The organism is Shewanella sp. (assembly GCF_048265805.1).
In the GTDB taxonomy this organism is placed as follows: domain Bacteria; phylum Pseudomonadota; class Gammaproteobacteria; order Enterobacterales; family Shewanellaceae; genus Shewanella.
Genome location: NZ_JBLXAT010000034.1, coordinates 15,373 through 34,595, shown reverse-complemented (window position 1 = coordinate 34,595; position 19,223 = coordinate 15,373). Strand labels below are relative to the sequence as shown.

Annotated in this window: 18 protein-coding genes; 6 read left to right on the top strand and 12 right to left on the bottom strand. The window is 48.6% G+C overall.

Annotated features, from left to right (window positions below; translation table 11 throughout):
• Positions 1-173: 173 nt before the first annotated feature.
• The 5 genes from ACN0TT_RS17990 to leuA form a co-directional block, all read right to left on the bottom strand.
• Complete coding sequence (locus ACN0TT_RS17990; RefSeq protein WP_417763525.1) at positions 174-1,526, bottom strand: outer membrane protein transport protein; 1,353 nt, start codon at positions 1,524-1,526, stop codon at positions 174-176.
• A gap of 919 nt (positions 1,527-2,445) precedes the next feature.
• The gene (gene leuD, locus ACN0TT_RS17985) at positions 2,446-3,051 is read right to left on the bottom strand and encodes a 3-isopropylmalate dehydratase small subunit (protein ID WP_417763524.1); all 606 of its coding nucleotides are present in this window, start codon (positions 3,049-3,051) and stop codon (positions 2,446-2,448) included.
• 1 nt (position 3,052) lies between these two features.
• Positions 3,053-4,462: a 3-isopropylmalate dehydratase large subunit gene (leuC, locus tag ACN0TT_RS17980; RefSeq protein ID WP_417763523.1), complete on the bottom strand. Its 1,410-nt coding sequence runs from the start codon at positions 4,460-4,462 to the stop codon at positions 3,053-3,055.
• On the bottom strand, positions 4,462-5,556 hold the full coding sequence (gene leuB / locus ACN0TT_RS17975) for a 3-isopropylmalate dehydrogenase (protein ID WP_417763522.1): 1,095 nt from the start codon (positions 5,554-5,556) through the stop codon (positions 4,462-4,464). The genes leuC and leuB overlap by 1 nt, the downstream gene beginning before the upstream one ends.
• Positions 5,553-7,121 carry a 2-isopropylmalate synthase gene (gene leuA, locus ACN0TT_RS17970; RefSeq protein WP_417763521.1) on the bottom strand — a complete coding sequence of 523 codons (1,569 nt, stop codon included), beginning with the start codon at positions 7,119-7,121 and terminating at the stop codon, positions 5,553-5,555. The genes leuB and leuA overlap by 4 nt, the downstream gene beginning before the upstream one ends.
• A 487-nt stretch (positions 7,122-7,608) precedes the next feature.
• Here leuA and ACN0TT_RS17965 point away from each other — a divergent pair, with 487 nt between their 5' ends.
• A complete protein-coding gene (locus ACN0TT_RS17965) occupies positions 7,609-9,366 on the top strand; it encodes a hypothetical protein (protein ID WP_417763520.1) in 1,758 nt (585 codons plus the stop codon).
• Here the strand turns inward: ACN0TT_RS17965 and recQ are convergent.
• Positions 9,348-11,186 (bottom strand): DNA helicase RecQ, encoded by a 1,839-nt coding sequence (recQ, locus tag ACN0TT_RS17960; RefSeq protein WP_417763519.1) that lies wholly within the window; start codon positions 11,184-11,186, stop codon positions 9,348-9,350. The two genes, ACN0TT_RS17965 and recQ, sit on opposite strands and share 19 nt — an antisense overlap.
• Before the next feature lie 448 nt (positions 11,187-11,634).
• Here recQ and rarD point away from each other — a divergent pair, with 448 nt between their 5' ends.
• Positions 11,635-12,528, top strand: coding sequence for an EamA family transporter RarD (gene rarD / locus ACN0TT_RS17955; RefSeq protein ID WP_417763518.1), 894 nt, complete (start codon positions 11,635-11,637; stop codon positions 12,526-12,528).
• Positions 12,529-12,549: 21 nt separating this feature from the next.
• Here rarD and ACN0TT_RS17950 read toward each other — a convergent pair whose 3' ends face one another.
• The 6 genes from ACN0TT_RS17950 to radC all read right to left on the bottom strand — a co-directional run bounded on the left by ACN0TT_RS17950 (position 12,550) and on the right by radC (position 15,898).
• The gene (locus tag ACN0TT_RS17950) at positions 12,550-12,732 is read right to left on the bottom strand and encodes a PH domain-containing protein (RefSeq protein ID WP_417763517.1); all 183 of its coding nucleotides are present in this window, start codon (positions 12,730-12,732) and stop codon (positions 12,550-12,552) included.
• Between the two features lie 92 nt (positions 12,733-12,824).
• Positions 12,825-13,034, bottom strand: coding sequence for a hypothetical protein (locus tag ACN0TT_RS17945; protein WP_417763516.1), 210 nt, complete (start codon positions 13,032-13,034; stop codon positions 12,825-12,827).
• A gap of 80 nt (positions 13,035-13,114) precedes the next feature.
• Positions 13,115-14,431, bottom strand: coding sequence for an amino-acid N-acetyltransferase (argA, locus tag ACN0TT_RS17940; protein ID WP_417763515.1), 1,317 nt, complete (start codon positions 14,429-14,431; stop codon positions 13,115-13,117).
• A 250-nt stretch (positions 14,432-14,681) separates the two neighbouring features.
• A complete protein-coding gene (gene rpmG / locus ACN0TT_RS17935) occupies positions 14,682-14,855 on the bottom strand; it encodes a 50S ribosomal protein L33 (RefSeq protein WP_007651290.1) in 174 nt (57 codons plus the stop codon).
• 6 nt (positions 14,856-14,861) lie between these two features.
• Positions 14,862-15,098 (bottom strand): 50S ribosomal protein L28, encoded by a 237-nt coding sequence (gene rpmB / locus ACN0TT_RS17930; protein ID WP_028769274.1) that lies wholly within the window; start codon positions 15,096-15,098, stop codon positions 14,862-14,864.
• A 122-nt stretch (positions 15,099-15,220) separates the two neighbouring features.
• A complete protein-coding gene (gene radC / locus ACN0TT_RS17925; protein ID WP_417763514.1) occupies positions 15,221-15,898 on the bottom strand; it encodes a RadC family protein in 678 nt (225 codons plus the stop codon).
• A gap of 187 nt (positions 15,899-16,085) precedes the next feature.
• Here radC and coaBC point away from each other — a divergent pair, with 187 nt between their 5' ends.
• From coaBC to folE, 4 genes are all read left to right on the top strand, one after another.
• Complete coding sequence (coaBC, locus tag ACN0TT_RS17920; protein WP_417763513.1) at positions 16,086-17,300, top strand: bifunctional phosphopantothenoylcysteine decarboxylase/phosphopantothenate--cysteine ligase CoaBC; 1,215 nt, start codon at positions 16,086-16,088, stop codon at positions 17,298-17,300.
• Complete coding sequence (dut, locus tag ACN0TT_RS17915) at positions 17,284-17,745, top strand: dUTP diphosphatase (protein WP_417763512.1); 462 nt, start codon at positions 17,284-17,286, stop codon at positions 17,743-17,745. The genes coaBC and dut overlap by 17 nt, the downstream gene beginning before the upstream one ends.
• 15 nt (positions 17,746-17,760) lie before the next feature.
• Positions 17,761-18,354 carry a nucleoid occlusion factor SlmA gene (gene slmA, locus ACN0TT_RS17910; RefSeq protein ID WP_417763511.1) on the top strand — a complete coding sequence of 198 codons (594 nt, stop codon included), beginning with the start codon at positions 17,761-17,763 and terminating at the stop codon, positions 18,352-18,354.
• A gap of 163 nt (positions 18,355-18,517) precedes the next feature.
• Positions 18,518-19,171: a GTP cyclohydrolase I FolE gene (gene folE / locus ACN0TT_RS17905; protein ID WP_417763510.1), complete on the top strand. Its 654-nt coding sequence runs from the start codon at positions 18,518-18,520 to the stop codon at positions 19,169-19,171.
• The last annotated feature ends 52 nt before the right edge of the window (positions 19,172-19,223 follow it).

Below are 19,223 nucleotides of genomic sequence, written 5' to 3'. Positions count from 1 at the left end.
TCTTCCCCTCAGTCGGGGCGATTCAGGTTTCTTTCAACCTGACGGGTTTGCCAGCTTCGCTGGGCAAACAAAAAAGCCCGATGCACTTAGTGCATCGGGCTTAAATTATCGAAAATCCGTGAGAAAGCGACAGCGCAATACGACGCCGGCCACCTTCCCTAGACGTTGCAGTCTTACATCTTATAAGTAAATTGCAAACCCGCTAACCACACGTGGCCAGTCGCTTCACCTTGGTAAGTCACCTGCGCCAGATTCAGCAGTGATTGTGTCTCATTGATTGGCGAATCACCGTGCGCTTCAATATAAGTTACGCCTAAGTCCACCGTCATCGCATCACTCAGTGCATAACCGGCACCTAAGCTGAACCACAGACGGTCGCTATCAGGGATAGTGATAGTACGGTGTTCATCGGTAACAGCAGTTTTATCCAACGCCATACCCGCGCGCAACGTCAGCGCTTTGGTCGCTTGATAAGTACCACCGATTGAGTAACGCCAGTTGTCTTTAAAGTTTTCCGCTTTTACCAGATCAGAATCAGCGCCTGACACTGGTTTCTGTTCATGTGGGAAGTAAACCACCAGCTCGTCAAACGTGCTCCAATCAGTCCAGTTGATGCTCGCTTGTAGCGCAAAGTTGTCGGTGATTTGGTGGTAAGAAGCCAGTTCAGCAAACGCTGGCAATTCCAATGGAATATAACCAGGTACTTTATCGCCAGCACCAGAATACAACGCACCGTCAGCGTGACCTTCAAGATCCAGCTTCACTTTGCTGCTATACGCAAAGCCGATACGGTTGTTGTCGTCGATTTGCCAAGTGGCCCCCGCACGCCATCCCATTCCAAAATCATCACCTTTAAGATGTTTTAGCTCACTACCTGAAGCAGGCAGTTGTGCCGCAACAGTTGCTGGCAGCGTAGGTAACCCACGTACGCTATCGATCCAAGCAGGTGCGGTAGCACCGATTTCACCTTCACCATAAACAAAGCGCATACCACCACCTACAGTGAAATGACGGTCAATTTTATAGGCAATGTTGGTGTTCAACTCAACGGTAGTAACAGATGTTTTATTACCAAAGATCGCCGCAGCGTGGCTAGCAGGTAACTCGGTCTCTAAACCGTAGTTAGAGTTGAGTGCTAAACCCCATGTCCAGCGATCGTTCAATTGGCTTGAATAGTAGAAGTTAGGTACTACAGCATTGTTAGCCACGTCGTTCACATCCGCCGGCACGGTCAAACTTTGTGGCAACAGCGGTGAATCAATGGTGATGTTTCCTGGGGTGTTGACTTCAGGCATGACGTAAACAGCGCCAACAGAGACCTGACGCCCTTCAAGGTAGCTCAACATTGCAGGGTTACGGGCTTGCACTGATGGGTTTTCGGCAGAGGCCGCTTCACCCGCAAAAGCACGACCAAGACCTGTGGCCGAGGTTTCAGCTAACTGAAAACCTGCAGCTTGTGCTGGTAATTGCACACCCAGTGCGACTAGCGCGGCAGTCACCAGAGTCAGTTTAAATTTTTGAGTCATTGTTGTTCTCTAAAGAGTGAATTTATAAAAAAGTGGATCTTATAGTTTTTCTGGCTGGCGAGTTTACTTCTGTAGAATATCTTTGCAAGTAAAAAGGCAGAAACAGCAGATTACGCTGCAAAGTATAATTAACCAGCATTAATCACTATCAAACAGCGGTTTAAAACATAAGAAAATAAGATTGAGATGCAGCTAGATTCGCTTTACCCACAGTCAAAAAATAGAGTAAATACGCAAATAATTAATTTTTTCAAATCGTTATAAATAATCAGTGAGTGAACACTTGTTTACTAGAACTCGCCCATCTAAACAGCATAAATGGCTGCTAGAGGCCGTACTATCGGCACATTGGCAGCAAATTTAGTGCCTATAAGCCTGTGGCAATCAGCCAAATGTCTATGATGTATGAAAGACAGAGTGAATGTTGCTACGGTGGCGGATATGAGTTTTTACCGCACGGGAACAAGCAAAACTGCCGTGGAAAGATGCAAGCGAAACCAGCCATCCACCCAGTTACATCGCTACTGGTAACAGCTGTATGTGCCCTGCTGATGCGGTGATATTTGAATCGCCGTCTGACCATCTCACTGCGTTAATAGATGCAATACCCATAGATGTGCCGCAGTTGGTGCAGAGAGCAGTATCTATCCATCGCCACGGCAGGTACTCACAGTTTCAAAAAGCCCAGACAGGCTTGACGCAAGCGTATTGTTGCTTTGTTCAAACGACGACATGCGCCACTATTTATTACATGCTTTCGCTGCTTGTCGTACTGGTGAAGACGAGTGATGCGACAAGGAGCTCCCACTCGCGCCAACGGCAAATCACGTAGAGACACCATCACCATGGCATTAAAAAAGAGGCGCAAGCGCCTCTTTATCTTCACATTTTTAATGTAGTGACAGCAGTTATTTTGTCATCAACAGCGCCAAGCCGGCACGGTTTGCTCATATTGGCTGATCTCGGCTTCATGCGCCAAGGTCAAGCCAATGGCATCTAAGCCGTTGAGTAGTTTATGGCGGGCCGATTCCGCCAGCGTAAAGGGGAATTCAGCGCCAGATGGTGACACCACTTTGCACTGTTCCAAATCCACAGTGATCTGCGCACCTTCATTCGCACTTACTTCCATAAACAACTGTTCCACTTGCTCAGCAGGTAACTTCACTGGCAACAAACCGTTGTTGATCGCGTTGCCATAAAAGATGTCCGCAAAGCTAGGGGCGATAATGACGCGCAAACCGTAATCCGCCAGCGCCCAAGGCGCGTGTTCACGGCTGGAGCCACAACCAAAGTTTTCCCGCGCCAGCAAAATAGTCGCCCCTTGGTAACGTGACTTATTCATCACGAACTCAGGATTGGCTTGCTTGCCAGCATCATCCAAATAACGCCAGTCGTGAAACAGGTGCACGCCAAAGCCGTCTTTGGTGACTTTAGACAGAAACTGCTTTGGAATAATCTGGTCAGTATCAACGTTGGCGTTGTCCAGCGGCACGGCAATCCCTTGATGTACAGTAAATGCCTGCATGTTACTTCTCCTCTGCTGGCTGACGAATGTCAACGAAGTGACCAGCAATCGCGGCTGCGGCCGCCATTGCTGGGCTGACCAAATGGGTACGACTACCACGGCCTTGGCGACCTTCAAAGTTACGGTTGCTGGTAGATGCACAGCGATCGCCCGGCTCCAAACGGTCGTCGTTCATCGCCAAACACATAGAGCAGCCCGGCAGACGCCATTCAAAACCCGCTTCGATAAACAGCTTGTCTAAACCTTCCGCTTCCGCTTGCGCTTTTACTTGACCAGATCCTGGCACCACAATCGCGCTTACCGTGGCAGCCACTTTGCGGCCTTGAATCTGTGCCGCTGCACTGCGCAGATCTTCAATGCGCGAGTTAGTACACGAACCGATAAACACTTTGTTGATGGCCACATCAGTCATCAGTACGCCCGGCGCTAAGCCGATATATTGCAGCGCTTTTTCCATGCTGCCTTTGGTGACCGGATCAGTTTCATCGGCAGGATTTGGCACCGGCTTATCAATCGCCACCACTTGGCCGGGGTTAGTGCCCCAGGTCAGTTGTGGCGCAATATCTTTGGCTTCTAACGTGACGGTTGCATCAAATACGGCATCTTCATCGGTTTTAAGCGCCGACCAATCGGCCACCGCTTGCTCCCAATCACTGGCTTTCGGAGCAAAAGTACGGCCTTTTAAATATTCAAACGTGGTAGCATCGGGTGCGACCATACCCGCTTTGGCGCCCATTTCGATAGCCATGTTGCATAAGGTCATACGACCTTCCATCGACAGGTTGCGAATGGCTTCACCGCAGAATTCCACCACGTAGCCAGTACCGCCATCCATGCCGATTTTACCGATAATCGCCAGCACGATGTCTTTAGCAGTAATGCCATCTTGCACGCTACCGCGCACTTCAATCTTCATGGTCTTGGCTTTTAGCTGACGCAAGGTTTGCGTCGCCAGCACGTGTTCCACTTCTGATGTACCAATACCAAATGCCAAGGCACCAAATGCACCGTGGGTGGCAGTATGTGAGTCACCACATACAATCACTGTGCCCGGCAGCGTAATGCCCAGCTCCGGCCCCATCACGTGCACAATGCCTTGATTAGGATGATGAATATCGTACAGTCGCACCCCAAAGTCTTGGCAGTTTTGCTGCAAAGTTTCCACCTGCGTACGTGCCATTGGGCTTAACGCATCCAAGCTGGCGCTTTTGGTGGAGGTGTTGTGATCCATAGTGGCGAAGGTTTTTTCTGGCGCGCGCAGTTTGCGGCCCGCCATTTTCAAACCACTAAATGCTTGGGGCGAGGTCACTTCATGCACTAAGTGACGATCGACATAGATAATGGGTGCTTCACCCGCAGGCTCAGCAACGATGTGGGCATCCCACACTTTTTCATATAAGGTCTTGCCCATTACACACCTTCCCGCACGGCTTGGGCGATAAAGTCACCCATCTGGCTGGTTGATTTCGCGTTATGGCGTTGATCGGCTGCCAGCAATTCACCGGTCAAATAGCCTTCAGCTAACGCTTTACCTACGGCACGTTCAATCGCGCTCGCGGCGTCTTCTTGTTGCAGACTAAAGCGCAACATCAGTGCCGCTGACAGAATTTGTGCCACTGGGTTAGCAATGCCTTTACCAGCAATATCGGGGGCACTGCCACCAGCAGGTTCAAACAAACCAAAACCGCTACCGTTCACTGATGCGGATGACAGCAAGCCCATCGAACCGGTCAGCATGGCGATTTCATCAGACAGAATGTCACCAAACAGGTTGGAACATAGCACTACGTCAAAATCGAACGGACGACGCAGTAATTGCATGGTGGCGTTATCGATGTACATATGTTCCAGCTCAACGTCTGGATAATCTTTAGCAACCTCTTCAACCACTTCACGCCACAACACTGAGCAAGCCAGCACGTTGGCTTTATCAATTGAAGTCACTTTTTTACGGCGGCCTTGGGCAGTTTCAAACGCGATTTTGGCGATGCGGCGGATCTCTTTGCGGCTGTAACGCATGGTATCGAACGCTTCTTCCGCTTCACCTTCACCTTGGCGACCTTTGGGTTTACCAAAATAGATGCCGCCAGTCAGTTCACGCACACACACCACATCAAAACCTTGTGAGGAGATATCAGCGCGCAGTGGTGATAAACCTTCTAAACCGCTATGTAATTTGGCGGGGCGCAGGTTACAGAACAGCTCAAAGTGACCGCGCAATGGCAGCAAGGCACCACGTTCAGGTTGTTCATCCGGCGGCAAGTGCGTCCATTTAGGACCACCGACAGAACCAAACAAAATCGCATCAGCCGCTTCACAGCCTTTCAGAGTACTTTCCGGTAATGGACAGCCTTGGTTATCAATGGCGGCGCCGCCGACATCGTACTCGCTGTAGTTGATTTCCAGACCAAAACGTTGTTCTACTGCGGCCAGCACTTTACGTGCTTCAACCATGACTTCTGGGCCAATGCCGTCGCCGGCAAGTACCGCTACCTGATAACTCATACTCCCCCCAATTCCTTTTTAGCTAAGATTTTTTGTTTCTGATCTGCCACCAGATCAGCGCGACGAACTAAGTTCATCACATAAATTAATGCTTCAGCAGAGGCTTCAACCACATCGGTAGCCAAGCCTACGCCGTGAAAATTCTGTTCCCGATATTTGGCGGTAATATCCACCTGCCCCAGCGCATTTTGGCCTTGGCCTTTGGCGCCCAATTGATAGCTGATGATATTGATTTCTTCGCCGCCCAATTCAGCAATCGCGTTATAGGTCGCATCCACTGGGCCGTTGCCGTGTGCTTTAGCGGTTTGAGCTTCACCATTGATATTCAACGTCACGGTAGCGTTAGCACCGCCTTCGATAGAATCTGACTGGATCTGCAATTGCTGCAATTTGTAATGTGGTTCACGGTCAGATTTACCTTCCATAAATACCAGCGCTTCCAAGTCATAATCGAATACTTGGCCTTTCTTATCCGCCAGTTTCAGAAAGCTATCGTACAGTTGATCCAGCGAGTAATCGCTTTCGCTGTAACCCATCTCCTGCATGCGATGTTTGATCACGTGGCGACCAGAACGTGATGTCATGTTCAGATGATTACGGTTCAAACCAATGCTTTCTGGGGTCATGATTTCGTAGGTGTTTTTCGCCTTCAACATACCATCTTGGTGAATACCTGATGAGTGAGTAAAGGCATTGCCACCGACAATCGCTTTGTTGGATTGCACGGGCATATTACAAATTTGGCTCACCATTTGAGAGGTACGGTAAATCTCTTTGGTGTTGATGTTAGTTTCTACACCCATCACATCTTTACGGGTCGACAGAATCATCGCCACTTCTTCCAGCGAACAGTTACCTGCACGTTCGCCGATTCCGTTCACGGTACATTCAATCTGACGCGCACCATGCTGTACTGCGGTAATGGAGTTAGCGACTGACAAACCTAAGTCATCGTGGCAATGCACTGAAATCACCGCTTGATCGATGTTAGGTACACGGTTAAACAGGGTTTGAATAATGCCGCCGAATTCGTTCGGCACGGTGTAACCCACAGTGTCTGGAATATTGATGGTGCGCGCACCGGCGGCAATCGCGGCTTCAACCATACGACACAGATTATCAATCGGCGTACGACCAGCATCTTCGCAAGAAAACTCCACATCATCAGTGAAACGACGCGCATATTTTACCGCACCGACCGCCATCTCTAGCACTTGGTCAAATGAACGCTTCAGCTTGCTTTCAACATGAATGTTAGAGGTAGAGATAAAGGTATGAATCCGGAACTGATCTGCCACTGACAGCGCCTGTGCTGCCGCATCAATATCTTTCTCCAGCGCACGTGATAACGCACAAACGCGCGAATTTTTGATGGTTTTGGCAATGGTTTGTACCGATTCAAAATCACCAGGAGATGACACAGGGAAACCCACTTCCATGATGTCTACACCGAGACGTTCCAGGGCCATGGCAATTTGCAACTTATCTTTTACTGACAAACTTGCCGCCAGCGCCTGCTCACCGTCACGCAGCGTGGTATCGAAAATAAATACTTTATCAGACATCGGGATTCTCCGTCGGGTCCACTTAGCTCAATGAAAAAACGTTAAAAACAAAAAACCCCGCGACTATGGCGCGGGGTTTTGAGTTGTACTTGCTGTCTGGCAAACAGCGTTAACTCCTCCGCGCAACACCTGCGAGAGTAAGGAGGAGGAGAGAAAGAGTTACATTCTTTATCATTTGCCAGTCAACCAAAATTCGTATGATTTGTTGCAGCTGCGTTATCAACTGCATGTTTAGGTGGCTCAATAATTAACCTTGAGGGGTGCCGCTGTCAACCGCAATTTGCGGAAAAACGATAAACTTTCATTAATTTTATTCAATCACCATTGAGTGACCGTTTACATTATCAATTACTCGGGTATATAAGGCATATCAACAAATTGTAATAAATGCAGGATAAATCAACCTTTAAGCATCTTTTTTAACCGTAAAAACAGTATAATCACTGCTCAGCACGACCAATTGTTTGTATCTTGCTTCGGAGACTAAATGGATTTTCGTTGTTGGCTGTCGGGTATCGTCCTTTGCCTATTGTCATTATTCACGCGCGCAGCCGAATTAGAACCTCTGGTATTAGAGGTTTATCAATACCCAAAGCAAGCGGCTGAAACCATCAATCAGCTCGAGCAGCAAGCAGATCAACTGTCTTCCACTGATCTTGTTCGATTGCAATTATTACGTTGCCAGCTCCTGATCCAACAAGGTGATAACCAAAGCGCCGTTGAACTGTCTCGTCAAGGCCAGCTAACGGCTATCAATCATAAATTAGATATCGCTGTGCCCTATTTTGGCGTCTGCCAAGCGGAAGCTTATCAAAATATCGGTATGATCGAACGCGCGTTGCCATTACTCGACAACGCAGCAATGCAGGCAAAGAAAAATACCGATCAACAATTGTTAGTGTCGGTGCTACGTATCCGCGCCGAAATCGAAAACACCTTAAGTAACTATGCCGCCGCTATTGAAGATCTGCGTATCGCCATGGATATTTACCCTGAAATAAGTCTTCAGAATATCACTTGGGCATATCCTCCGCTGGCTTACATCTATGCCGATATGGCTTCAGTATTGACAGCGACAGACGACCCAGCTCAGGCATTACACTATTTAAGTCTGGCCAAGGCCGACGTTTCCGCAACAGGGAAAGTGAGCCACCTTTTGTCATTGATGTATGCCTATGTAGCTGTGGCACAGGGAAAGGTCGAGCAAGGTAAAGAACAATTAGAGCTTGGGGTTGCCAGTCTAAACTTAGTTGAATCAGACATAGAAAAAGCCACCTCATATATGCAGATATCCGCCGTATATTTGATGCTGGATGATCTACCTAATGCCGTTTATTACAATGATGCTGCAACAGCTATCTTTAACAAATTTGGTACACTGCCTCAAACCATCAACAATGCGCGGCATTCAGCACGTATAAAATTGCGCCAAGGTGATATTGATGGTGCACTTGCGGCTATCGAAGAGTCTCTCGAGATCGCTAAAGCACTATCCCAACCCTCAGATGTTGCCATCGCCTTACAGTTAAAGGCGCAAATTTTTTATCACCAAGAAAAGTATAAAGAGGCTTACCAAGCCATTAACTCCGCAATGGCTGCATACAAAGAGGGAGTAACCCATCTCAGCAATACTCAGTTTATGCAGTACAAAGCCAAGTTAAGCCTGCAAGAACAACAGCAATCTAAAAACCAACTTGAAGTTAAAGAATCTTCACTGCTCGCGCAAAAGCGCCTTAATCGTGCGCACATGATGATTTATCTGTTGCTGGTCGTCATTGCCATGCTGCTACTGTGGATCATATTGAAGCGCTATCCATGGCAAGCAACCAAGCAAAAACCAACCGTCGAAAATGATGAGAAATGGGCTGAAACGGCGATAGAAACCGCCAAAACGACGGCGTCGCCACTGAGTTTGTTAGTGGTTAATATTAATCACGTGCAGCAGATTGTGTTGCCTCAGCTGCAAGAAGAGTTAACCCATAAGTTGCGAGAGCAGGACAAAATCATTGGTAACTCTCTGGATAAGCTACTGATTATTTTACCTTACACCTCTGAGGATGGGGCACTACGCGTACTGCGTCAGCTAGAACCGGTGGTTAACCAGTTTAGCTCGTTCCCAACCTCGATTGGTTACGCGGAGTTGCGACAGCCCGATAGCTTACAATCGTTGGTCAAACGTGCTCAGTTCCAACAGTTATCGCGCGCCAAAGAGCGAGGCATTCCGCCTCAACCACCTCTAGCGTAATCGGCAATCTCGTCAATAAAGCGCTGACCAAAGCGTGACCACTTACGCTCACCCACGCCACTGACCGCTAGCATCTCTAGTTCAGTGGCGGGCATAGTGGCGGCCATTTCTGCCAAGGTCGCATCATTGAATACAAGATACGGCGGTACATCGTATTCTTCGGCAATGTTGCGCCGCAGTGACTTCAACCGAGCGAATAGACGTCTGTCGTAGTGCTGCGGTGTGCGATGACTATGCGGTTTTTGCGTCATGTGTGACAGCGTCAATCTTGGCTCAGCTAGCATCAGCGCGACTTCAGCACGTAATACTGGCCGTGCAGCTTCCGTTAAGCGCAAGCTGGAAGCACGTGAAATATCTTGATTGATTAAGCCTAAGTGGATCAGTTGCCGCGTGACACTCAGCCAATACTCAGCGCTTTTATCTTTGCCTAAGCCCCAAGTGGATAACTTGTCATGTCCACGTTCAGTGATTGGCGCCGAGCGGCCACCACGCAATACTTCAATCACATAGTTCAAACCAAACTTTTGTTTGAGTCGATAGATACAGGACAGCACCTTCTGCGCGTCTTCCGTACCGTTGTAACGCTTAGGTGGATCAAGGCAGATATCACAGTTACCACATGGCGCCGCCGCTTCACCAAAATAATGCAACAACACTTGGCGGCGACAGGTTTGCGCTTCGGCAAAAGCTACCATGGTATTGAGTTTATGCAACTCCACTTGCTGCTGAGGGCCTGGCTCACCCTGATCAATCAGATGCCGTACCCGTTGAATATCCGCGGGGTCAAACAGCATCAAGGCTTCTGACGGCATGCCATCTCGACCAGCGCGCCCCGTCTCTTGGTAATACGCTTCGATACTCTTAGGTAAGTCGTAATGCACTACAAAGCGCACATTGGACTTATTGATGCCCATACCAAATGCCACGGTGGCGACCACTATTTCCAGCTGCTCTTTAATAAACCTATCTTGCACACTGGCACGCTCATCGGTGGTCATGCCTGCGTGGTATCCCTCAGCATGAAAGCCTTGTAGCCGCAGGCGTTCGGCAACTTCATCGACACGCCGACGGCTAGCACAATACACAATCCCTGCCGTACCTTGCTGGGTCTTAATAAACTGACGCAGTTGATTCGCCGCATTGAGTTTCTCCGCCACCGTATAACGAATATTGGGACGGTCAAAGCTCGATAACAACGTGAAGGGTTGGATATTGAGTCGCTCACAGATATCGCGACGCGTCGCTTCATCCGCAGTAGCGGTTAACGCAGCAACAGGCACTTGGGGAAACAGTTGTTTCAATCGGCCTAACTGTGCATATTCAGGCCGAAAATCGTGGCCCCATTGGCTAATACAGTGGGCTTCATCAACAGCAATCAGTCGCAGAGGGAGATGGTAGAGTCGTTCAATAAAATCGTTACTCATTAAACGCTCGGGCGCGATATAGAGCAGTTTGATAGCGCCTTGGTGTAGCTCACGCAGCACTTGGAGTTGCCGCTCGCGGCTTAATGATGAGTTCAAAAAGGCCGCATTAACCCCCATCTGTTGTAGCGCGTCAACTTGATCTTTCATCAGCGAGATCAACGGTGATACCACCAGCGTCACCCCATCCAGCAGCAGCGCAGGCAGTTGGTAACACAAACTCTTACCACCGCCTGTTGGCATGATGATCAAGCAATCTTGGCCAGCGACTAACTGTTCAATAATAGCCTGCTGCCCTTGGCGAAATTCGCGATAACCAAAAACCTGACGCAGCACATTCGCCGCAGCGGAGCCTGTTGTGGTTGTCGCCTGAATTGAATGTTGCTGACCCGATTCCATGAATTATGTACTACCTCATCAAGAGGCGTCATTGTACTTAACCCTCAGGCAATACGCACCCGTTCAGGCTGATTAATTTGTGCGACAAATTTGCACGACGAACCGCGAGGTGCTGTTGACCTTTGCCACTCGTTTTTTAGCATTCAGATCGGAATTGAGGCAAGGAAGGTGATGTGGTGGGTAGCATTCGCCACCAATAACAGCTAACGCTGGATAGATCCCGCGCTGTCGCTGCCCGAAGGATTCATTTAAACGCAGGCTAAACTTTGTTGCATCCCGCTTACTTAGTTGACTAAGCGTAGCCGCGCCCCGTTCATCACTTGTTTGATTTGAACAAAAATTAAACATGAAAGGCCAACAGCTCCGAGTAACGATATATCATCTTTCACTTGTGAAACACTGCATTAGTCCGCACAATCGAACTCCCTCGTTCAACTCAATAATCACCATGGCCGACACGGAATACCGCAAAGGGATCGTACTAGCGCTAAGCGCGTACATCATTTGGGGCTTTGCTCCGCTCTATTTTAAGCTGATTGATCAAATCGCCCCAGTACAAATCTTGGTACATCGCATTATTTGGTCGTTCATACTGATGGTTATCGTCATTTTGATGATGGGCGGCTATGGCAGAGTCCGTGAAGTACTGAAGCGTCCTAAGCAACTGATGATCCTCACCACCACGTCCATCTTGGTTGCGGCTAATTGGCTATTGTTTATTTGGGCGGTGAACAACAATCACCTGCTTGATGCGAGTCTCGGCTATTTCATCAATCCATTGGTCAATGTGGTGTTGGGGCTGCTGTTTCTATCGGAACGCCTCAGTAAATTGCAATGGTTTGCGGTCGCGATGGCAAGTACTGGTGTGGCTATCCAAGTGATCTCTTTCGGCTCGATTCCCGTGGTATCTCTGGCACTAGCAGGCACCTTTGGCCTGTACGCACTGCTGCGTAAAAAGGTCAACATTGATGCCATGACGGGTTTGGTGGTGGAAACAGCAATCTTACTTCCCCCTGCATTGTTGGTGCTTTGGTTTGCAGATGGTGAGCACGCATCGCATTTGCTTAGTAATGGTTGGCAGTTGAACGCGCTACTCGCTACGGCGGGGGTGATTACCACTATTCCGCTACTATGCTTTGCTGGGGCAGCGGTGCGCATTCCATTAAGTACCTTAGGGTTTTTCCAATATGTCGGCCCAAGCATCATGTTCCTCATGGCTGTAATGGTTTTTCACGAACCATTTGATATAGAAAAAAGTATCACCTTCGGCTTTATCTGGAGTGCACTACTGATATTTACCTTCGACATGCTACGGCGACGTCGTCGCTTGGCCGTCGCGTAGTTGTTGTAACAACGCTGGCGCTTATGGCGTACTAAGCAACAAGCTAAATCCCAATGTTGTCGGGATATAGAGCAGCTGCTGCGTATTAGATACTGCTACCAACGCCTTACCATCTTGTTTTAGCTGAAACCAACCTAAGTGATAACCCGGTAAACCAATACCATTAGTACGCCATGACAATGCAGACGCATCATCGTTCTGCATATCAACCACCTTGGCGTCAGCCAAGTTAAGATCACGCACTATAAAGCGGTAATTCGAGTTGTAGTTGCTGATGTGCTAACGCAATTGAGGCGCTACTGGCTTGCCAATACATTCAACCAAAGAAGCCAACCAAAGAAGCCAACCATGGCGATGACCAAACCGACAGAGACTGAGGTTGCCGCCGCGGGCATTTGCCGTTGCCAAATAAATAACATCAGTACAATAAGAAAAATAATCAGGCCAGCAAAGCTCCAATGGGCTGCTATTGAGAGAGGAGCAAGCGTCGCGATTTGATGTGTCATATCCATATTCCTAGCATGCAAACATGGATAAAGTATGAGCAGCGTATACATAATATGTTAACACTGCTCAGACCGATAAATTACAGATCGAGCGCGAGGATCTTAGAACGACGCTGATAATTATACAGTTGCTTCTTCTTGGTCGGCAACGCATCAACATCCACCATTTGGAAGCCATGTTCCAAGAACCAGTGAATGCTGCGAGTCGTCAAGGCAAACAAACGTGAATAGCCACGAACTTTGGCTTGGTTAACGATATTTTTAAGCAGCAAACTGCCGCGGTCCATATCGCGATATGACGGATGTACCACTAAGCAAGCAAACTCGCCGGCATTATCTTCTTCAAACGGATACAGTGCCGCACAGCCAATCACCATGCCATCGCGTTCGATGATCATGAACTGCTCAATTTCCATTTCCAATTGCTCACGGGAGCGGCGCACCAAAATGCCCTGCTGCTCCAATGGACGGATCAGATCAATCAAACCGGCAATGTCTGAGATTGATGCACGACGCAAACGCTCAGCGCTCTCTGTCACAATCTGTGTGCCAATACCATCACGGGTAAACAGCTCTTGCAGCAATGCGCCGTCTTCTTGGTAGCTCACTAAGTGACAGCGCGGAACACCTGCTCGGCACGCATCAATAGCGGCTTTCATAAATGCCAACGTACCTCGGTCCGTTTTGTTGTCGGCCAGGCTAGTCAACATCCGCTGTGCATCATTTGGCATCAACTCGGCAATGACATTGCCTTCTTCGTCTTGCACCCCATGATTAGCACTAAAACCAATAATTTTGTCGGCTTTCAGTTTGATGGCGACTTGAGTGGCCACTTCTTCCGCCGTTAAGTTGAAGCTTTCACCCGTTACAGATGCCGCGATCGGCCCCATCAAGATGATGCTGTTTTTTTCCAGCTGTTGCTTCAGTCCTGCGGTATCAATACGACGAACTTTCCCTGACAAACAAAAATCAATGCCGTCTTCCACGCCTAGCGGCTGTGCAATCACAAAATTACCGCTAACGACGTTGATCTGCGCGCCCTGCATTGGGGTGTTAGACAGGTTCATCGACAAGCGCGCAGTGATGTCAAATTGCAGCGCCCCAGCCACCTGCTTGATCACTTTCAACGTGCTGTCATCAGTAATGCGTACACCGTTGTGATAGGCAGGATCAATGGCATTGGCTTCTAACGCAGCATCAATCTGCGGCCGCGCGCCATAGACCAACACCACTTTGATGCCGAGGCTATGTAACAAAGAGATATCGTTGATAATGGAGCGAAAGTTGCCATCTTCAATGGCTTCACCACCAAGCATAACGACAAATGTTTTGCCACGATGGGCATTAAGATAGGGAGCTGAATGACGGAATCCGTCAACCAATTCTGTGGTACGCACCGTTAATATCACCTTCTGAAAGCATTCGGCACGTTTACGGACAACGGCCGATTAAACAGGCGCCATGCTAATGCATTTTAATTCACTATAAAAGCATTTATTTTCACTTAAATTAAAATTCACAAGGAGTGATAGCTGGCCGATTTTCACCGAGACTGGCCATAGTGTGCGACGATTTTATGGAAAAACCAAATAAAAAAGCCTCTGTAAAAACAGAGGCTTTTTTCAGAATCCAACATAATCGAATCGATTACTTAATTTTGGCTTCTTTATAGATAACGTGCTGGCGAATCACTGGATCAAATTTTTTGATTTCCATTTTTTCAGGCATGTTACGTTTATTTTTTTCGGTAGTGTAGAAGTGACCAGTCTTGGCAGATGATACCAATTTGATCTTCTCACGATTGCCTTTAGCTTTAGCCATTTTCTATTACACCTTCTCGCCACGGGCACGAAGTTCAGCAACAACTACTTCGATACCTTTCTTGTCGATAATGCGCATACCTTTGGTGGAAACGCGCAGTTGTACGAAACGCTTTTCGTCTTCCAACCAGAAACGATGGTTCTGCAGGTTAGGCAAGAAACGACGACGAGTTGCGTTTTTCGCGTGCGAACGGTTGTTACCAACCATAGGACGCTTGCCAGTAACTTGGCATACTCTAGACATGTCAATCTTCTCCAAAAAACAATTTTAACGCTCGAGCATTAATGTACCCCGTATGGCCGTCGCCCGAGGCACAAAGAGGGCGCATGTTATACAGGATAATTGAAGAAAGATCAAGCATTCGATCAATTCAACCACCCGCGTTCGGCAAAGGAAACGATCTCTAAATCCCCTACAACCATGTGATCCAACAGGGGAACATCAATGGTGGCCAGCGCACATTTTAATCGCTCTGTTATTCGTCTGTCCGCCATGCTGGGCTCTGCCACACCCGAGGGATGGTTATGGCAGACAATCACGGCACCTGCCTGTTTTTCCAAAGCAAGGCGAACAACTTCCCGCGGATACACAGATGCAGCATCTAATGTTCCACGAAATAATTCTACAAACTGAATCACCCTGTGCTGACTGTCCAGCAATAACATTGCAAAAACTTCATATGCACGGTCGGACAATTGTCTCATTAAATAGTCACGAGTTAAATCAGGATTTGTCAAAACCGTGCCTCTTTGTAGCTTTTCACGCGAAATTCTGCGCGAAATTTCAGCAGCTGACTGCAGTTGGGCAAATTTCACCGGTCCAAGACCGGGAATTCGACTGATTTGTTGCAGTGGTGCAGCCATGATTTGCCGTAACGAACCAAACTCCGCCAACAGGGTTCGCCCCAACTCAACGGCGTCTTGTCCTGGCAGGCCATTGCGTAGCAACACCGCTATCAATTCGGCATCACTAAGCGTCTCAGCACCGCCGCGCAGTAATTTTTCTCGTGGTCCCTCTCCGTTGGGCCAATCTTTTATTCCCATATGCGACTCCTTTCGCGATTCACAAGCTAACTTATCAAGGTACACTAACCTGCTACAGGCTCGATACAGATCACGCGCGCACCAGCCAAAGAGTGATTATGCCCGATAATTTGCGATGTGTACTCTGCCCAGTCGTTAATGCTTTATGTTAAGGTTAGTGCTTACTTCCTAGTGCAATTTATAAGCTATGAGCCTAACAAATCAAAAAATACTGCTGGGGATTGGCGGTGGTATTGCTGCCTACAAATGTGCTGAATTGGTCAGACGCTTAAAAGACCGCGGTGCTGAAGTCCGCGTAGTGATGAGCCACAGCGCTAAAGAATTTATTACACCGCTGACAATGCAAGCGGTATCCGGCTATCCGGTCGCCTCAGAATTGCTCGACCCCGCCGCAGAGGCAGGCATGGGTCATATTGAGTTAGGCCGCTGGGCCGATCTATTTGTGATTGCGCCAGCAACGGCTAACATTATTGCCAGAATGCGCAGTGGCATGGCGGATGAATTGCTTACCACATTAGCGCTAGCCAGCAACGCGCCAATCGCCATCTGCCCCGCAATGAACCAGCAGATGTATCTACATGCTGCCACCCAAGAAAATATCGCCGTGTTACGTCAACGCGGCGTACATATTTGGGGCCCCGCTAGCGGTAGCCAAGCTTGCGGTGAGGTTGGGCCTGGTCGTATGTTGCAGCCCGATGATATCGTTGAATTGGCAGCGCAACATTTTGAAGCGCCGCTGCTTGCCGGTAAAAAACTGCTGCTGACCGCTGGGCCAACCCGTGAAGCACTCGACCCAGTCCGTTATATCTCCAACCATAGCTCAGGCAAAATGGGCTTTGCTATTGCGGCGGCAGCAGCAGCGATGGGCGCCGAGGTGACGCTGGTAAGTGGTCCGGTAAATTTGACCACACCAGCCAATGTCACCCGCATTGATGTCGAATCAGCGCAGCAGATGCTGGAAGCAGTAATGCAACATATCAACGGCCAAGATATCTTTATTGGCTGTGCGGCGGTGGCCGATTATCGTGCCGCGACCGCTGCTGAGCACAAGCTGAAAAAGACCTCCACCGAGCAAACGTTGCAACTGACCTTAGTACAAAACCCCGATATTCTCGCCAGTGTCGCCGCGCTAGACGTGCGCCCGTACACCGTTGGGTTCGCCGCCGAAACACAAAACGTTGCACAATATGCTAAACAAAAACTTGCCCGCAAAAACCTCGACATGATTGCGGCAAATGATGTTTCAAAGCAAGGACTTGGATTTAACTCAGATCAAAATGCGCTGCAGGTATTTACAAAATCGGACTGTGAAGAATTACCAGCAACCGATAAACTAGCGCTCGCAAAACAATTATTAAAACTTATCGCTGATAAAATAAATCACCATGAAAACTCCAATTGAAGTCAAAATTCTCGACCGCCGTATTGGTGACGAGTTTCCCTTGCCTGCTTATGCCACTAGCGGCAGTGCCGGCATGGATTTACGCGCGATGATTGATGATGCATCAATCACCGTTGCTCCGGGGCAAACCATCCTTATTCCTACTGGTATCGCTATTCACGTGGCCGATCCATCACTGGCGGCGGTTATTCTGCCGCGCTCAGGCTTAGGCCACAAAAACGGCATCGTATTGGGTAACTTAGTCGGTTTGATTGATTCTGACTATCAAGGCCCATTGATGGTGTCGTGCTGGAACCGCAGCAGCGAGCCGTTCACGCTCAAGGCCGGTGACCGCTTGGCCCAACTGGTGTTTGTGCCTGTGGTACAAGCGCAATTTAACGTGGTGGAAGAGTTTGATTCCAGTGAGCGTGGTGAAGGTGGTTTTGGCCATTCAGGCACGCGCTAATTAGGTGTAAGCAGTATGGCCACAAAAGAAAAGTTTAATCGGCGCGAGCATATTTTGCAGTGCCTAGCGCAGATGCTGGAAACCAACCCAGGTCAGCGTATTACCACCGCCAAATTGGCATCAGAAGTAGGTGTCTCAGAAGCAGCGCTTTATCGCCACTTTCCAAGCAAAACCCGCATGTATGAAGGGCTGATCGAATTTATCGAAGAGTCACTGCTGACGCGCATCAATCTCATTATGGCGGAGGAGAAAGACACCATGCGCCGTTGTCAGTTGATGTTGCATCTGCTGCTGGTATTTGCCGAGAAAAATCCCGGCATCTCACGGCTACTGAACGGTGATGCATTACTGGGTGAGCATGAGCGACTGCGCGACCGCATTAATCAACTATTTGCCAAAGTGGAAACCCATCTAAAACAGATCCTGCGCGAGAAGTCACTGCGCGAAGGACAGAAGTTCCACTTAGATGAAGCGATTCTGGCTAACATGCTGCTTGCCATTGCTGAAGGCCACATCGCCCAGTTTGTGCGTAGTGAGTTTAAAGTGAAACCCACCAGCCACTTTGATGCACAGTGGCAGTTTATCGAAAACCAACTGTTGCAAAGTTGATGGGATTTACCGATAACCATAACCGCCAAATTGGGCGGTTATTTTTTGTCTTTTTTATGTGAATTTACGCGGTTTCGCGCTATGCTTCGCCCCCCGTATATAATGTGAGTATTGTCACACGCTGATACCACATTCGGGGATGTTAGCCCGAAGGAGATTATCGATGTCATCATTAAGTGAAGCAGCCATTACTGTACGCTCAGCACTCGCAGAGCGCGGATTAGAAACGCCGATGGTGCCGTGTCAGCTTAGCCCTGAAGAACGTAAGACTAAGATTGAAGGGCATATGCGTGAAATCCTGCAATTGATGTCATTAGATCTGACTGACGACAGCCTTGCGGACACACCAAAGCGCATCGCCAAAATGTACGTTGATGAGATTTTCTCAGGATTGGATTACGCCAACTTTCCTAAAATCACCGTGATTGAAAATAAAATGGGCTTTGATGAGATGGTACGCGTGCAGGATATCAGCCTCACCAGTACCTGTGAGCACCATTTGGTGACCATTGATGGCACCGCAACCGTAGCCTATCTGCCGCGTAAAAAGATCATCGGTTTATCGAAGATTAACCGCATTGTGCGTTTCTTTGCACAGCGTCCACAGGTACAAGAACGCCTCACTCAACAAGTGTTAGTTGCGCTGCAAGCACTGCTGGAAACCAAAGACGTGGCCGTAAAAATGGATGCAGTACATTACTGCGTCAAATCTCGCGGCGTGATGGACTCCACCAGCTCAACCACAACTACCGCACTCGGTGGCATTTTTAAATCCAACCCTGCCACGCGCGCTGAGTTCCTACACCCAAGCCGTTAATGACCAAGTGGTGGATGTAAAAAAGCCTGACTCGAGTCAGGCTTTTTGCTAA

Bases quoted from the DNA above. Each gene is read 5' to 3' on its own strand.
- ACN0TT_RS17950 (WP_417763517.1), bottom strand. From the start codon at position 12,732: ATGCAGAACGATGATGCGTCTGCATTGTCATGGCGTACTAATGGTATT.
- leuD (WP_417763524.1), bottom strand. From the start codon at position 3,051: ATGCAGGCATTTACTGTACATCAAGGGATTGCCGTGCCGCTGGACAAC.
- ACN0TT_RS17945 (WP_417763516.1), bottom strand. From the start codon at position 13,034: ATGACACATCAAATCGCGACGCTTGCTCCTCTCTCAATAGCAGCCCAT.
- coaBC (WP_417763513.1), top strand. From the start codon at position 16,086: ATGAGCCTAACAAATCAAAAAATACTGCTGGGGATTGGCGGTGGTATT.
- leuC (WP_417763523.1), bottom strand. From the start codon at position 4,462: ATGGGCAAGACCTTATATGAAAAAGTGTGGGATGCCCACATCGTTGCT.
- folE (WP_417763510.1), top strand. From the start codon at position 18,518: ATGTCATCATTAAGTGAAGCAGCCATTACTGTACGCTCAGCACTCGCA.
- leuA (WP_417763521.1), bottom strand. From the start codon at position 7,121: ATGTCTGATAAAGTATTTATTTTCGATACCACGCTGCGTGACGGTGAG.
- ACN0TT_RS17965 (WP_417763520.1), top strand. From the start codon at position 7,609: ATGGATTTTCGTTGTTGGCTGTCGGGTATCGTCCTTTGCCTATTGTCA.
- rpmB (WP_028769274.1), bottom strand. From the start codon at position 15,098: ATGTCTAGAGTATGCCAAGTTACTGGCAAGCGTCCTATGGTTGGTAAC.
- slmA (WP_417763511.1), top strand. From the start codon at position 17,761: ATGGCCACAAAAGAAAAGTTTAATCGGCGCGAGCATATTTTGCAGTGC.
- ACN0TT_RS17990 (WP_417763525.1), bottom strand. From the start codon at position 1,526: ATGACTCAAAAATTTAAACTGACTCTGGTGACTGCCGCGCTAGTCGCA.
- radC (WP_417763514.1), bottom strand. From the start codon at position 15,898: ATGGGAATAAAAGATTGGCCCAACGGAGAGGGACCACGAGAAAAATTA.
- rpmG (WP_007651290.1), bottom strand. From the start codon at position 14,855: ATGGCTAAAGCTAAAGGCAATCGTGAGAAGATCAAATTGGTATCATCT.
- recQ (WP_417763519.1), bottom strand. From the start codon at position 11,186: ATGGAATCGGGTCAGCAACATTCAATTCAGGCGACAACCACAACAGGC.
- rarD (WP_417763518.1), top strand. From the start codon at position 11,635: ATGGCCGACACGGAATACCGCAAAGGGATCGTACTAGCGCTAAGCGCG.
- dut (WP_417763512.1), top strand. From the start codon at position 17,284: ATGAAAACTCCAATTGAAGTCAAAATTCTCGACCGCCGTATTGGTGAC.
- leuB (WP_417763522.1), bottom strand. From the start codon at position 5,556: ATGAGTTATCAGGTAGCGGTACTTGCCGGCGACGGCATTGGCCCAGAA.